Source organism: Tomitella fengzijianii (assembly GCF_007559025.1).
Classification (GTDB): domain Bacteria; phylum Actinomycetota; class Actinomycetes; order Mycobacteriales; family Mycobacteriaceae; genus Tomitella; species Tomitella fengzijianii.
On sequence record NZ_CP041765.1, the window covers coordinates 219,953 to 233,314 of the forward strand.

15 protein-coding genes are annotated in these 13,362 nt (G+C 69.5%); 7 read left to right on the forward strand and 8 right to left on the reverse strand.

The window, feature by feature from the left end:
* The first annotated feature begins 1 nt into the window (after position 1).
* Positions 2-1,483 carry an aldehyde dehydrogenase family protein gene (locus FO059_RS01010; RefSeq protein ID WP_143905610.1) on the forward strand — a complete coding sequence of 494 codons (1,482 nt, stop codon included), beginning with the start codon at positions 2-4 and terminating at the stop codon, positions 1,481-1,483.
* Between the two features lie 42 nt (positions 1,484-1,525).
* On the opposite strand, the gene FO059_RS01015 is transcribed toward FO059_RS01010, so the two are convergent.
* On the reverse strand, positions 1,526-3,082 hold the full coding sequence (locus tag FO059_RS01015; RefSeq protein WP_158726591.1) for a PucR family transcriptional regulator: 1,557 nt from the start codon (positions 3,080-3,082) through the stop codon (positions 1,526-1,528).
* Positions 3,083-3,200: 118 nt separating this feature from the next.
* Here FO059_RS01015 and FO059_RS01020 point away from each other — a divergent pair, with 118 nt between their 5' ends.
* The gene (locus FO059_RS01020) at positions 3,201-4,691 is read left to right on the forward strand and encodes an amino acid permease (RefSeq protein ID WP_199257050.1); all 1,491 of its coding nucleotides are present in this window, start codon (positions 3,201-3,203) and stop codon (positions 4,689-4,691) included.
* 27 nt (positions 4,692-4,718) lie between these two features.
* On the opposite strand, the gene FO059_RS01025 is transcribed toward FO059_RS01020, so the two are convergent.
* The gene (locus tag FO059_RS01025; protein ID WP_143905614.1) at positions 4,719-5,579 is read right to left on the reverse strand and encodes an alpha/beta fold hydrolase; all 861 of its coding nucleotides are present in this window, start codon (positions 5,577-5,579) and stop codon (positions 4,719-4,721) included.
* Positions 5,580-5,628: 49 nt separating this feature from the next.
* Positions 5,629-5,970: a hypothetical protein gene (locus tag FO059_RS01030; protein ID WP_143905616.1), complete on the reverse strand. Its 342-nt coding sequence runs from the start codon at positions 5,968-5,970 to the stop codon at positions 5,629-5,631.
* Between the two features lie 69 nt (positions 5,971-6,039).
* Here FO059_RS01030 and FO059_RS01035 point away from each other — a divergent pair, with 69 nt between their 5' ends.
* From FO059_RS01035 to FO059_RS01045, 3 genes are all read left to right on the forward strand, one after another.
* Entirely contained in the window at positions 6,040-6,396 is a 357-nt protein-coding gene (locus FO059_RS01035) for a TA system antitoxin ParD family protein (protein WP_143905618.1), read from the forward strand.
* Positions 6,393-6,962, forward strand: a complete 570-nt coding sequence (locus FO059_RS01040; RefSeq protein WP_143905620.1) for an AAA family ATPase — start codon at positions 6,393-6,395, stop codon at positions 6,960-6,962. Before FO059_RS01035 ends, FO059_RS01040 begins: the two co-directional genes overlap by 4 nt.
* Positions 6,963-7,137: 175 nt before the next feature.
* The gene (locus FO059_RS01045; protein ID WP_143905622.1) at positions 7,138-7,386 is read left to right on the forward strand and encodes a hypothetical protein; all 249 of its coding nucleotides are present in this window, start codon (positions 7,138-7,140) and stop codon (positions 7,384-7,386) included.
* On the opposite strand, the gene FO059_RS01050 is transcribed toward FO059_RS01045, so the two are convergent.
* Together FO059_RS01050 and FO059_RS01055 are read right to left on the reverse strand one after the other, a co-directional pair.
* Entirely contained in the window at positions 7,387-8,034 is a 648-nt protein-coding gene (locus tag FO059_RS01050) for an alpha/beta fold hydrolase (RefSeq protein ID WP_408033853.1), read from the reverse strand. It abuts the gene before it with no gap.
* A 159-nt stretch (positions 8,035-8,193) separates the two neighbouring features.
* A complete protein-coding gene (locus tag FO059_RS01055; protein ID WP_235671102.1) occupies positions 8,194-8,616 on the reverse strand; it encodes a M15 family metallopeptidase in 423 nt (140 codons plus the stop codon).
* 261 nt (positions 8,617-8,877) lie between these two features.
* Here FO059_RS01055 and FO059_RS01060 point away from each other — a divergent pair, with 261 nt between their 5' ends.
* Entirely contained in the window at positions 8,878-9,555 is a 678-nt protein-coding gene (locus FO059_RS01060; protein ID WP_143905626.1) for a response regulator transcription factor, read from the forward strand.
* A 27-nt stretch (positions 9,556-9,582) separates the two neighbouring features.
* Positions 9,583-10,656 carry a sensor histidine kinase gene (locus FO059_RS01065; protein ID WP_372497886.1) on the forward strand — a complete coding sequence of 358 codons (1,074 nt, stop codon included), beginning with the start codon at positions 9,583-9,585 and terminating at the stop codon, positions 10,654-10,656.
* A gap of 61 nt (positions 10,657-10,717) precedes the next feature.
* On the opposite strand, the gene vanX is transcribed toward FO059_RS01065, so the two are convergent.
* The 3 genes from vanX to FO059_RS01080 are packed head-to-tail and all read right to left on the reverse strand — an operon-like array spanning position 10,718 to position 13,349.
* Positions 10,718-11,326, reverse strand: coding sequence for a D-Ala-D-Ala dipeptidase VanX (gene vanX / locus FO059_RS01070; RefSeq protein WP_143905630.1), 609 nt, complete (start codon positions 11,324-11,326; stop codon positions 10,718-10,720).
* Positions 11,323-12,363, reverse strand: a complete 1,041-nt coding sequence (vanA, locus tag FO059_RS01075) for a D-alanine--(R)-lactate ligase (protein WP_143905632.1) — start codon at positions 12,361-12,363, stop codon at positions 11,323-11,325. Before vanA ends, vanX begins: the two co-directional genes overlap by 4 nt.
* Positions 12,360-13,349, reverse strand: coding sequence for a D-isomer specific 2-hydroxyacid dehydrogenase family protein (locus FO059_RS01080; protein WP_143910316.1), 990 nt, complete (start codon positions 13,347-13,349; stop codon positions 12,360-12,362). The genes vanA and FO059_RS01080 overlap by 4 nt, the downstream gene beginning before the upstream one ends.
* Positions 13,350-13,362: the final 13 nt, after the last annotated feature.

Genomic DNA, 13,362 nt, shown 5'->3' on the forward strand with positions numbered 1-13,362 from the left:
AATGCCCACGCACACCACCGGAGGGCCGGCCGGGCCCGTGGACCTGCACAGCCGGATCGGCGACGCATGGATCGCGGGCGGCGGCGGCGCGCTGGAATCGGACAATCCGGCGCGGCCCGGCGAGACCGTCGCCCGCGGGCGCACCGTCACCGCCGCCGAACTGGACGCCGCGGTGGACGCGGCGGCTGCGGCGTTCCCCGGCTGGTCGGCGTGCACCCTGCACGAGCGCGGCGGGATCCTCGCCCGGGCGGCGGCGATCATCGACGCGCGCGCCGACGAGTGGGGGACGGAGCTCAGCCGCGAAGAGGGCAAAACCCTGGCGGAGGGGCGCGGCGAGGTGGCGCGCGCCGCCCAGATCCTGCGCTACTACGCGGGCGCGGCGGACCGTGAATCCGGGACCGTGCACCCGTCGCCGCGCGCCGGCGAGCAGATCCTGGTGACGCGCCGGCCGGTGGGCGTAGTCGCGGCCGTGACGCCGTTCAACTTCCCGATCGCCATCCCTGCCTGGAAGATCGCGCCCGCACTCGTCTACGGCAACACCGTGGTGTGGAAGCCGGCCGAGACCGTGCCGCTGCTGGCCCTCCGCCTGATGGAGGCGCTGGTGCAGGCGGGGCTGCCCGCCGGGGTGCTCAACCTCGTGTTCGCGGCCGGCGACCTCGGTGCGCGGCTGGTGGGCCATGAACGCGTCGACGCTGTCACGTTCACCGGATCCACCGCGGTGGGCAGGGAGATCGCGGCCGGAGCGGCGCGGCGCGGCGTGCCGGTCCAGGCGGAGATGGGCGGCAAGAACGCGGCGGTGGTGCTCGCCGACGCCGACGTCGGCCTGGCGGTGCAGCAGATCATGGCCGGCGCATTCCGGTCGTCCGGTCAGAAGTGCACGGCCACATCGCGGCTGGTGCTCGATCACGCGGTGGCGGACGCGGTGCTGGACGGGTTGGCGCGCGAGGTGAAGAGCCTGCGCGTGGGCGACCCGCTGGACCCCGAGGTGCACGTGGGGCCGCTGATCACGGCGGCGGCGCGCGAGCGGGTCGATCGCGGGGCGGCCGCGGCGGTCGACGCCGGCGCGCGTGTGGTGGTGCGCGGGGAGACCCCGGGCGCCGTCGGCGATTCCGCGGCCGGCAATTTCGCGCCGCCGACGGTCCTCGAACTGGATTCGACGGATGCCCCGGTGTGGCGTGAGGAGCTGTTCGGCCCGGTCCTCGCCGCTGTGCGCGTCGACGGCGCCGCCGCGGCGTTCTCCGCCGCGAACGACGGCGAGTACGGGCTGTCGGCGGCGGTGTTCACCCGCGACATCGGCTCCGCGCTCGGTGCGGTGGACGACCTGTCCGTCGGTGTGCTGCACATCAATTCGGAGTCGGCGGGCGCCGACCCGCACGTGCCCTTCGGAGGCGCGAAGGCCAGCGGTTACGGACCCCGTGAGCAGGGTGAGGCCGCCCGCGACTTCTTCACCACGGCTACGACGGTCTACCTGCGCGGGGCCTGATCGTGCGCGTGCCAGACCTCTGATCCATCCGGCCGCGCACGCTCACGTGTCCGGCAGCAGCTCGCGCGCACGCAGCGCCAGCCACAGCTCGGCGCGCGCGTGCGCGGACTCGAGGTCGACGTCCAGGATCTCGGCGATCCGGTTGATGCGGTTGCGCAGGGTGTGCCGGTGCACTCCCAGGGCGGACGCGGCCGGCTCCCACTGGCCGTTGCTCCGCAGGTACGCGTCGAGCGACGCCGCCAGGTCGCCGCGCCCGTCGCGGTCGTGCTCGTCGAGCGGGCCCAACACGTCGGCGGCCGCCGCGCGCAGCACGTCGTTCGGCTGCGCGCTGATGAGCAGGGTGAACGCCCCGAGCGCGGCGAAGTGCACCGGCCGGTGCCCGCGGTTGCCGCTGACGCGGGCGGCCGCCGCGGCCTGACGCAGGGCTGCGCGCGCCTGCGCCGGCGGGGCCGGCGCGCTGATTCCCGCGCCGATCGGGCGCCCCAGCCGGGTCTGCAGGTGGCGTTGGAGGCGCGCCGGCAGCCCGTCCGTGAGGTCGGCGTCCGCCGGGTCCGCCCCGGTGATGACGACGAGATCGCCGGTCCGGTCGGGCCGCTCCGTGACGAGATGGCCCGATTCGGCCTCGTGCAACACGTCGGAGACCTGCGCGAGCGCGGGGACCAGTTCGCCGGTGCCGGTGAGGACCACGACGGTCACGTCACGGTCAGGGTCCACCCCGAAGTAGCGGATGAGCGCGGGGTCGACGTCGCTGCCTGCATCGAGGACCATCCGGGCCGTCGCTCCACGCAGCCGTTCCTCCGCGTCACGCAGGTGCAGGGGCTTGGCCAGTTCCAGGGCGATCAGCGACGCCGCATGCCCGAGCAACAACCGGGCCTGCTGGTCCAGCGGGCGGCGGGACAGGGCGGCCAGCCGCCCCAGTCGGTCGCCGGCGACGCTCAAGCGCTGGATCGTGACGTGCCCGTCGTCGTCGGCGAACGCGCCGTCGCCGGGCGCGCGCCGTGACCGCGCACCCGACTCGCGTGCCGCCAGCTTCTGCGCGAGCAGCGCGTGCCGCGGACCGCCCGCCGCGAGCACCCCGCCGGTGCGCCCGATCGCGCACACGGACGCGCCGATCCGGCGGGCCAGGCTCTCCACCAGGCCGGGTATGCCGCCGCGGAGCGCCTCCCGGGCCAGGCGACCCTGCGCGTCGACCACCGACTGGACTGTCCGCACCTGATCCGCAGTGATCTCGTCGACGACAACCCGGGAGATGGCGATGAACGGGGTTTCGGGCGCCACCCGCACCAACGGAAGACCCAGCTCCTCGGCCGCCCGGCGCACGGCGCCGGGCACCTCCGGGTACCGCATGGCGGTGTCGAAGGCCAGCGCCGCGCATCCTGCGCGGGCGATCCCGCGCACGTAGCGGTACTGCACGTCGGGGTCGTCGTCCAAATGGGAGCCGGTGGTCATGACCAGCTCTCCGCCGGACAGCCACGGCGTGGGGTCGGGGAGGTCGATCGCGTGCGCCCAGCCGATGACCCTGTCGGCCGACTCCGCGCCCGCGATCAGCTGCAGGCCCAGCCCCTCCTGCGCCACGAGCCGGCGGACCGTCATCGCCATGGCGCGGCCCCGCCTTCGCCGCCGCGTACAGCGCCGGCCGGGAAATTGTCCAGAACGGACATGGGGTGCATCACAGTATGATCGTAACGTCGCCTCAGTCACCGATCGAGGAGGCGAAATGCCTGGAGAACACGACCAGTTGCAGGCCGGCCTGAAAAAGCGGCACCTGACGATGCTCTCGTTGGGCGGGGTGATCGGCGCCGGCTTCTTCGTCGGGATCAGTGCCATCATCAATCAGGCGGGCCCGGCCGCTGCGCTCACCTGCGCGATCACCGGCGTCATCGTGTTCGTCGTCATGCGGATGCTCGGGGAGATGGCGGTGGCCAAGCCGTGCACCGGCTCGTTCACCGAATACGCACGCATGGCCTTCGGCCCGTGGGCGGGCTTCGCCACCGGGTGGCTGTACTGGTACTTCTGGGTGATGGTCGTCGGGATCGAGGCGGTCATCGGCGGCTCGCTCCTGGCCCGCTGGTTCCCCGACGTGCCGATGTGGATCATGTCCGCGGGGCTCCTGCTGATCATGACCCTGGTCAACCTGGCCTCGGTCGGCAACTTCGGCGAGGCGGAGTACTGGTTCGCCGGCATCAAGGTGACGGTGATCCTCGCGTTCATCGTCGTCGCCTCGCTGTTCGTGTTCGGCCTGTGGCCGGGGACGCACGCCGACTTCTCCAACCTCATCGACCACGGCGGCTTCATGCCCAACGGTTTCGGGCCGGTGCTCGTCGGCGTCGTCGCCGTGATCTTCTCCATGACCGGCGCCGAGCTCGTGACGATCGCGGCCGCCGAGTCGCCGGAGCCCGGCGAGTCGATCCGGCGCGCGACGAACACCGTGGTGTTCCGGGTCCTCGCGTTCTTCGTCATCTCCACCCTGCTGCTGGTGACGATGGTGCCGTGGGACGCGTTCACGGTGGGGGAGTCGCCGTTCATCGATGCGCTGTCGCGTCTGGGCGTGGGCGCCGGCGCCGACATCCTCAACCTCGTCGTGCTGGTGGCGGTGCTGTCGTGCCTCAACTCGGGTCTCTACACCGCCTCACGCATGCTCTTCACGCTGTCGCGCCACCAGAACGCGCCCGGCTGGATGGTGCGCACCAACAGCCGCGGCGTGCCGGTCAAGGGCGTCCTCGCGTGCACTGTCATCGGCTACGGCTGCATCGCCGCCGGTTACATCTGGCCGGACACGATCTTCATGTTCCTGGTGAACTCGTCGGGTGCCGTGTGTCTGTTCGTGTACGTGTTCATCTGCGCCTCCGAGATCCGGCTGCGCCGGCGGTGGGAGCGGACCTCGCCGGAGATCCTCGAGTTCCGGGTCTGGCTGTTCCCTGTGGTGCCGATCCTGGTGACGCTGGTGATCCTGTCGGTGCTGGTCGGCATGGCGTTCGTGTCCGACATGCGCGCGCAATTGATGCAGAGCCTCATCGCGTTCGCCGTGATCCTCGGCGCGTACCTGGTCAAGCGGACGCTGGGGCGCAGGCGGGGCAGGACCGCCGAGGCGGGCGACGCGTCGCCGGTCGAGCAATCGAGGCCGGTGGAACCCGGCTCGGTCGCCGAGGCGGATTCGGCTGAACAGCCGGAGTCTTCCGGCACGGCGGCGGTGACCGCCGCGCGGTAGCGCGTGCCGCCGTGCCGTCTTGGCGGTTCATTGCCGGGCCCGCGCGAGGATTTCCGTCGCCAGCCGCGCCGGCGCCTCCTCGGGAATCCAGTGGCCGATGCCCTCCAGCGGCACGAACAGGTAGTCGGCGGTCACGTACTCGCCGCACGCCTCCGCGCCCGTGCGCCCCAGCGCCACATCGTCGGTGCCCCACACGTACGTGGTGGGCACGTCGACCGGCGGCAGCTGCGACATCTCCGGGGTCATGGCGCGGTACCAGTTCAGGGCGGCGACGATGCCCTCGGGCGTGCCGAGCCGGCGCAGGTGCGCGTCGATCAGGTCGCGGGGTACCGCGTCGCCGAACACGTCGCGGAAGCGCCGGGCGTCGTCGGCCAGCAGCGCCTCCTCCGCCCGGCCTTCTTCCCGGAACACCTGCATGTATTGCGACTTGCGGCGCTGGTCCGGGTCGTTCTTCAGCGCGCTGCGGAACGCCGCAAGGTGCGGGACCGAGACGGCGATGAGCGTGGCGACCCGCCCGGGGTGCCGCGCAGCGAGGGTCCACGCCACCGAGGCGCCCCAGTCGTGCCCGACGACGTGCGCGCGGCCGGCCCCGAGGCGGTCGAGGATCCCCAGCGCGTCGGCGACGAGGCGGTCGATGCGGTAGTCCTCCACCGAAGAGGGGCGCGCGCCGGGGGAGTACCCGCGCTGGTCCGGTGCGATGACGCGCAGTCCCGCGGCGGTGAGAAGGGGTGCGACCGCCCGCCACTCGTCGTACGACTCCGGGAACCCGTGCAGCAGCAGCACCGGCTCGCCGTCCTCGGGCCCGGCCACGGCGACGTCGAAGGTGTGCTCGCCGACGGGGATCCGCCGGATGTCGGTGAACGGGGCGGGGGTGTGCGTGTCAGTCATGCCCGGGATTGTGCCTGCAGCCCGGCGGCCCCGCCCCATGTTTCGTGCGTCAGCCGATCCACGCGTCGTCGAAGAGCATGATCTCGTCGAAGGTGACCTTGACGCCGTGGACGTCGCTGCGCCACACGTCGAGGTTCGGGGACGCCCCCCAAGGCTGCCACGGCAGTGTCTCGTTCATCCGCTGCTGGATCCGGGTGAGCACGTCTTTCTTGGCGGCGTCGTCGGCGGCGGCGCCGTCCGCCCGGATGCCTGCCCGTGGTGTCTCCCGGCCGGAGAACGCATGCTTGAGGCGGCGCCACAGGTAGACGACTCGCCTGCCTCTGCCGAGAGCGGCACGTACGGTCGAACGGGTACGGGCGGGTGCCGGTCGTGCCGGCGCAAGATATGCCATGCCGCCACTCAAGGCGAAGTGGTTCCAGAGCCACTGCCACGCGCTGTAGTAATCCGCTACAGTAGGGGTATGAAGACGATGCCGACTCGCATTGACGATGCGCTGTTCACTGCGGCGAAACAGGCCGGCCAGCTGCACAGCCGCAGCGCCGCCCAGCAGATCACCCACTGGGCGTACCTCGGCCGCGCGCTGGAAGTAGAGGGATCGACGAGTACCCGCACGATCGAGCAAGTCCTCACTGGCGAGAAGTCCTACGACGACCTCGACCCCCCGAGCCAGGCGGCGGTGCGCGCCGTGTGGGATGAGCGGATCACCGATCGCATCGCTCGCCTCAACCTGGCGGACGAGTTCACCGCACACGGCGAAACCTGGTCCGAGGCCGACGCTGACGGCACTGTCGTCGAGCGCACCACCAGCAGCACGTGAGCACCCCCGTCCTGCATCTGCTGGCAGGACCGAACGGGGCGGGAAAGTCGACGTTCGTCGAGCGTGTGCTGCAGCTTGCGACGCACCTGCCGTTCATCAACGCCGATCACATTGCTGCAGCCCGCTGGCCCGGCGACGAGGAAGCGCACGCATACGACGCATCGCAGGCGGCTGCCACAGAACGCGCCGCACTGCTCGCCGCACGGCAGTCGTTCATCAGCGAGACGGTGTTCAGCCACGACAGCAAGGTTGCCCTCGTCGAGAACGCCACGGCCCACGGCTATGTGGTGGACCTGCACGTGATCGTCGTCCCCGTCGAGCTCACGGTTGCGCGTGTCGCCGAGCGGGTTCGCCGCGGCGGGCATTCCGTGCCCGACCGGAAGATTCGGGAACGCTACCAGCGGTTGTGGCCGTTGGTCGCTGCCGCCCGGACGACGGCTGAGCGCACCACGCTGTACGACAACAGCACGGCGCACGACCCGTTTCGCGTGTTCGCCACCTACCGCTGCGGCGAGCTTGATGGGAGCGGGGTGTGGCCGGCGTGGGCGCCCCCCGAGCTGCGGTGAGTACCACTGTGCCAGGCGCGGGACACACTGCCCGGGGTGATGGCGCTCGTTGATTCTCCCCAGTAACGCTCACTGAAATTCCCCACCGGTGTGGCTCCGCCAACGAGGGCGGGTCTCCCCGGATGCTGGTGGTCTCTGACCACGCACCAGTACTCCGAAGGAGACCCGCTTTCTCATGCTGGAATGGGAGGAAGACGGGGATGCACACGCACTACGCAATCGTGGCTGGACGATCTCCGCGATCGCCCCCGGTGGCGGCGGCGGTTCGTCGCTCGTGCCCTCCGGCGGCACCGGCCCCACCGTGAGCGATGCGGCCCCGTCGGTGACGATCGCCTATTCCACTGCACCCGAGCCCGGGTGCACGGGTTCGCTGTGCAGCCTCTTCGGCAGCCTCACCAGATCCCGCTCTGGTGCCGGAAGCTGATCAGCCGCAGGTGAGTCCGGCGGGCGCGACCGGCGTGTGCGCCCGCCCCAGCCTCACTCCTCGACCAGCGCGAACACCCGCGCCGGGCTGCCGGTGCCGCCGACGATGGGCAGGGGCGCCACCACGAGCACCGCGCCGGAGGCGGGCAGCTGCGCCAGGTTCTGCAGCGAGGTGACCCCGTACTTGTCGTGCCCCAGCAGGTGGTGGTGGGCGGGGAACGGCGGCTGGAATTCGGCCGCTCCGTCGCCAGCCACTCGGCCGCTTCGGCGGTGAGTCCGGGTGTGTGCGAGCCGTTCTCGTCGGCGTTGAGGAACGCCTCCTGATCGTCCGAGTACTTCCCCCACCCGGTGCGGAGGGGTGTCGCGCGGCGAGGGTCCAGGCCACGGACGCGCCCCAGTCGTGCCCGACAACGTGCGCGCGCCCGGCCCCGAAGTGGTCGAGGATCCCCGCGGCGTCGGCCACGAGTCGGTCGATGCGGTAGTCCTCCACCGCTGGAGGGCGCGCGCCGGGGGAGTACCCGCGCTGGTCGGGCGCGATGACGCGCAGCCCCGCGGCCGCGAGCAGAGGTGCCACCGCCCGCCACTCGTCGTACGACTCCGGGAACCCGTGCAGCAGCAGCACCGTCTCGCCGTCCTCGGGGCCGGCCACGGCGACGTCGAAGGCGTGCTCGCCGACGGGGATCCGGCGGATGTCGGTGAACGGGGCGGGGGTGTGCGTGTAACTTATGCCCGGGATTGTGCCTGCGCTGGTCCGGCGGCGCGTGTGATCCGGGCGGATCCTCGGCCGGGCGCGTGCCGTGAGCGCCGGTCAATGCTGCATTCTCGGGTCGTGCGTGGGGTCGGCGTACATCGGAGGACGACCGTGGACGATGGCCTCCGGGCGCAGTTCGTAGTGCCAGGGCTCATTGGCGTAGACCTGGCACAGCCCGTACCTGGCGCCGTGTTCGGACAACCACGCCGTGGCTTCGGCGGGCCCGAGGTCGACGGCGTCCCCCGATACGTGTGCAGACGTTCCGGGGGTGGCCACCAGCCGGGCGGCCTTCCGTTCCGAGCCGTGCGTCCAGACCGCCTCGAGAAGCAGCCGCTCCTGGTATTGCGGGGAACGCCAGCCGCTGTTGACGACGAACCCGACCCCATCGACCGCGGCATCGGAGGCGGCATCGCGGAGGGCGCCGAGAAGAGCAGCATCCAGGTTGGTCACGGCCGGAAACCCGTCGTCGAAGACCGTCACGTTCGCGGGGACGGCGCCGTCCGCCCGGATGCCTGCCCGTGGTGTCTCCCGGCCGGAGAACGCATGTTTGAGGCGGCGCCACAGGTAGACGACGCGCCTGCCTCTGCCGAGAGCGGCACGTACGGTCGAACGGGTACGGGCGGGTGCCGGTCGTGCCGGCGCAAGATATGCCATGCCGCCACTCAAGGCGAAGTGGCGTTGCCAGCCCGTATTCGCTTTTCGATATGTCGGCGATATCCACGGTTCCGTACCCTGGGGGCCATGCGCGTTCTGCTCGTCGAGGATGAGCCCTTCATGGCGGAGGCCGTCCGTGATGGGCTGCGACTGGAAGCGATCGCCGCAGACATCGCCGGTGACGGCGACACTGCCCTGGAGTTGCTGGGCGTCAACGACTACGACATCGCCGTGCTCGACCGGGACATCCCGGGTCCATCCGGTGACGCGATCGCCCAGCACATCGTGGCCTCCGGCAGCAGTATGCCGATCATCATGCTCACCGCCGCCGACCGGCTGGACGACAAGGCTTCGGGGTTCGAGCTCGGCGCCGACGACTACCTGACGAAACCCTTCGAACTCAGAGAGCTCGTGCTCAGGCTCAGGGCGCTCGACCGCAGACGTGCCCACAACAGGCCGCCCGTGCGTGAGATCGCGGGCCTGCGCCTGGATCCGTTCCGCCGCGAGGTCTACCGTGACGGCCGGTACGTCGCGCTCACCCGCAAACAGTTCGCCGTGCTCGAAGTCCTCGTCGCCGCCGAAGGCGGGGTGATCAGCGCCGAAGAGCTACTCGAGAAGGGATGGGATGAGAACGCCGACCCCTTCACGAACGCGGTGCGAATCACAGTCTCAGCGCTCCGTAAACGGCTTGGCGAGCCCTGGCTGATCGCCACCGTCGCCGGCGTGGGGTATCGCATCGACACGGCCACCACCAGCGATCGGTAGGGCGCGGCGGTGGTCAGAGCACGCGGTTTGAGTGTGCGCCTCAAACTCACCCTCAGCTACGCCGGGTTCCTCATGCTCGCCGGCGTCCTGCTGCTCGGAGCGGTGTTCGTGTTCCTCCTGAAGTACCAGGAGATCGGCATTTCGAGATCCGGCGTGGTGATTTCACCGCCTGGCACCGTCCTGATCCGCGCCTTCGCGCCGACCGCGGGAATCGTGCTGGCGTGTTTGCTGGTGTTCGGCCTGGTGGGAGGCTGGCTGCTGGCCGGACGGATGCTCTCGCCGCTGAACCGCATCACCGCCGCCACACGTACGGCCGCGACCGGGTCGCTCGCCCACCGGATCCGGCTCCCGGGGCGCCGTGATGAGTTCCGTGAACTCGCCGACGCCTTCGACGCCATGCTTGCCCGGCTCGAAGCGCAGGTGGCCGAGCAGCAGCGCTTCGCGGCCAATGCCTCGCATGAATTGCGCACCCCGCTCGCGGTCACGCAGACGCTTCTCGATGTGGCGCGCAACGATCCGGATCGCGACAGCGGCCGGCTGATCGAGCGCCTCCGCGCCGTCAATGCCAGGGCGATCGACCTCACCGAGGCATTGCTGCTCCTGAGCCGCACGGACCAGCGGTCCTTCGTCCGGGAAACCGTCGATCTGTCCCTTGTCGCGGAGGAAGCCGCCGAGACGCTTCTCCCGCTCGCAGAGAAGCGTGACGTCACCGTCGAAACCTCCGGCGACGTGGCTCTCGCGTCCGGCTCGCCGGCGCTCTTGCTGCAGATGGTCACCAACCTGGTGCACAACGCGATCGTCCACAATCTCCCTCAGAGTGGAACTGTCCGCGTCACAACCAGCGTTCACCCCGGCAGCGTCGTGCTTGCCGTCGAGAACACCGGCGACAAACTCACCCCGCAGATCGTGGCCACGCTCGCCGAGCCGTTCCAGCGCGGCAGCAGCCGCATCCGCGACGACCACGCAGGTATCGGCCTTGGCCTGGCCATCGTGAAGAGCATCGTGCAAGCGCACGACGGAACTCTCACCCTGGCGCCTCGAACCGCGGGCGGGCTCTGCGCCACAGTGCGACTACCCGACCCGCGATACACCGGAAGCTGACGATCCGAGGAGCCTCCGGCTCGGCCCGCGTCGACCACCGCCGAGGTCCAGGAGACTCCGGTCATGTGATGGGGAAGTCGAAGTAGGCATCCGGATGCGGCTCGTTTCTCAGGGTGTAGTGCCACCATTCGCAGTCGTAGCGGTCGAATCCGCAGCCTTCCATGATGGAACGGAGATGCTCGCGATGAGCGGTCTCGGCTCGCGTGATCTCCCGGGCTCGATGCCGTGAAATCGGGTCCATGAGGTCGTGGCCGCCGCCCATGGAAACCAGCTCGCCGGTGTCGAGGTGATAGAGCGTCAGGTCCACGGTGCTGCCCCTGCTGTGGCCCGACCTGGTGGCCACATATCCGTGCTCGATCATCTCCGCCCGGTCGATGTGCGGGTAGTGGCGCAGTTTGGTCCGGCCGTCTTCCGGCTGCTCGGACCAGCGGATGAAGCAGTCGACCGCGCGCTGGGGGCGATATCCGTCCCACAGAAGCAGCCCGAAGCCACGCGCGGCCGCGTTCTCGTTTGCCTGCTCCAGAGCCGTGCACAGGGCCCGGGTGCCGACAATGCGATTCGCAAGATAACCGTCTACTGGCTTGCCGGTGAAGTTGTCCCACGTCGCGTACTTGGCATCCCAGCGTATTCCGGGCACCAGCGCGTCGATGTAGAGGAAGTCGTCGTTCATCGTCGACCGCCGTCCAAAGCCGCGGAGATGAGACTGTCTATGAGAGCGGACGGCGGGACTCCTGCGGCGGCCATCATCCGCGGGTACCGGCTGTAAGAAGTCATGCCGGGCATCGTGTTGACCTCGTTGAGCACCACTTGCCCGTCATCGGTGAGGAACATGTCGACACGGGCGAGCCCCCGGCAACCGAGAGCCCGATAGATGGCCTTGGCGGCATCTTGCACGCGTTGGCGCGACTCGTCGGAGATGTCGGCGGGAACGATGAAGGTCGAGTTCTCCGATCCCGTCTCCGGGGAGCTCTCTTGGTGGATTCTGAAGAATCCGTGCGTGAGGTCGACGCGGTCCACCTCGCCCGTGATCACGCTGAACCGGTCTCCGAGGACTGCGCAGCCGATCTCGTCGCCGGCCACGGCCTCCTCGACCAGGACTCTCGAGTCATACTGGCGCGCTGCGCGCAGCGCGATCGGAAGGTCTTCCGCCCGAGTGACTTTGCTGACCCCGAAAGAGGAACCGGAGCGGGCGGGCTTCACGAAGACGGGATAGCGGATACAGCCGGATTCGACCTTGTCGTCCGCCGTGACGACCCGGAAGCGAGGGGTGGCGATCCCCGCGCTTGTGGCGACGGTGTAGGCCAGCGACTTGTCCATGCACACGGCCGAGCTCTGGATGTCGCAGCCGACATAGGGGATGCCGGAGAGTTCCAACAGGCCTTGGATCGCGCCGTCCTCACCGAGTTTGCCGTGGAGCAGAGGGAAGACGAGGTCGAGATGCAGCGCCTCGTAGCCGTTCCGCCCCATCACGAGCAGGCCGTGCACGCTTCGGTCGGGCGACAACATCGCGCGGCGGGTGCTGCCCTCCTCCCAGCCCGCCACAGGGCCGTCGCAAAGTCTCCACTCGCCGCCTGTCGTGATGCCGATCCAGAACGGTTCATAGCGTGCAAGGTCGAGGTTGCGGGCGATCTCGCGCGCTGACTTGACGGAGACCGCATGCTCTTCGGATACGCCGCCGAAGAGAATTCCTACCCTCAGTCTCCTCATGGTGTCTTCTCGCTTTCGAATTCCACGCAGTTGGTGAGGCTGTTCTCGATCGTGTCTTTCAGCGCGTGATCGGTGTAATAGGCGCAGTGCGGGCTGATCAGCACATTCGGCAGAAGTTGAAGCCGCAGCAACGCGTCGTTCTCGATCGGCTTGTTTCGGCGATCGGCGTAGAAGATCCCTTCTTCGCCTTCGAGGACGTCCAGAGCTGCGCCGCCCAACTTGCCGCTCTCCAGCGCGTGGAGGAGGGCTTCGGTGTCGAGCAGGCACCCGCGGCCGGTGTTGATGATGTATGCGCCGGGCTTCATCAGCTCGATGCGTCGACGATCGAGTAGATGGTGTGTTTCCGCGGTGAGCGGGGTGTGGAGGGTGACGATGTCGCTTTGCGCGATCAACTCGTCCAGTGGTACGTAGTCGACGTCGGGGTGACGCTGGCAGTCGTGGGCCAGTAGGCTGCTGCCGAAGCCTTGCAGTCGGTCGATGACCGCTGTGCCGATACGGCCTGTTCCGATCACCCCGACGGTCAGATCGCGTAGCTCCTTACCGCGGGTCGCGCCCAGCCGGTAGTCATGAACATCCGCGCGACGGATGCTGGATTTCGCGTGGCGCACGGTCATCAGCGTCACCATCAACGTGAAGTCGGCCACGCTGTCCGGCGAGTAGGCGACGTTGCCGACCGAGATGCCGAGGCGCCGGGCGTGTGCCACGTCGAGGTGGTTGTAGCCGATGCTCCTGGTGGATATGTATTCCACACCGGCTCCGCTCAGCGCCAGGAGCGTGGCATCGGTGATCCGGTTCTTGTGGTTCACGCTGATGCATCGGCTGCCACGCGCCAGCGCAGCGTTGGCCTCACAGGCTGGTGCCTCGGTCACGGTCAGCGACACTCCGAGACGGTCCCCCGCGTCTCGGAACAAGACGGCTTCCTCGTCGCCGCACCCGAAGACTGTGACCTCGGTCGTCGCAAATGCCGACGGGCGTCGCTCGGCCATGCCTCGGACTCGA

Coding starts and splice junctions, on each gene's coding strand:
- FO059_RS01010 (WP_143905610.1), top strand. CDS start 2: ATGCCCACGCACACCACCGGAGGGCCGGCCGGGCCCGTGGACCTGCAC.
- FO059_RS01015 (WP_158726591.1), bottom strand. CDS start 3,082: ATGGCGATGACGGTCCGCCGGCTCGTGGCGCAGGAGGGGCTGGGCCTG.
- FO059_RS01020 (WP_199257050.1), top strand. CDS start 3,201: ATGCCTGGAGAACACGACCAGTTGCAGGCCGGCCTGAAAAAGCGGCAC.
- FO059_RS01025 (WP_143905614.1), bottom strand. CDS start 5,579: ATGACTGACACGCACACCCCCGCCCCGTTCACCGACATCCGGCGGATC.
- FO059_RS01030 (WP_143905616.1), bottom strand. CDS start 5,970: ATGGCATATCTTGCGCCGGCACGACCGGCACCCGCCCGTACCCGTTCG.
- FO059_RS01035 (WP_143905618.1), top strand. CDS start 6,040: ATGAAGACGATGCCGACTCGCATTGACGATGCGCTGTTCACTGCGGCG.
- FO059_RS01045 (WP_143905622.1), top strand. CDS start 7,138: ATGCTGGAATGGGAGGAAGACGGGGATGCACACGCACTACGCAATCGT.
- FO059_RS01060 (WP_143905626.1), top strand. CDS start 8,878: ATGCGCGTTCTGCTCGTCGAGGATGAGCCCTTCATGGCGGAGGCCGTC.
- vanX (WP_143905630.1), bottom strand. CDS start 11,326: ATGAACGACGACTTCCTCTACATCGACGCGCTGGTGCCCGGAATACGC.
- vanA (WP_143905632.1), bottom strand. CDS start 12,363: ATGAGGAGACTGAGGGTAGGAATTCTCTTCGGCGGCGTATCCGAAGAG.
- FO059_RS01080 (WP_143910316.1), bottom strand. CDS start 13,349: ATGGCCGAGCGACGCCCGTCGGCATTTGCGACGACCGAGGTCACAGTC.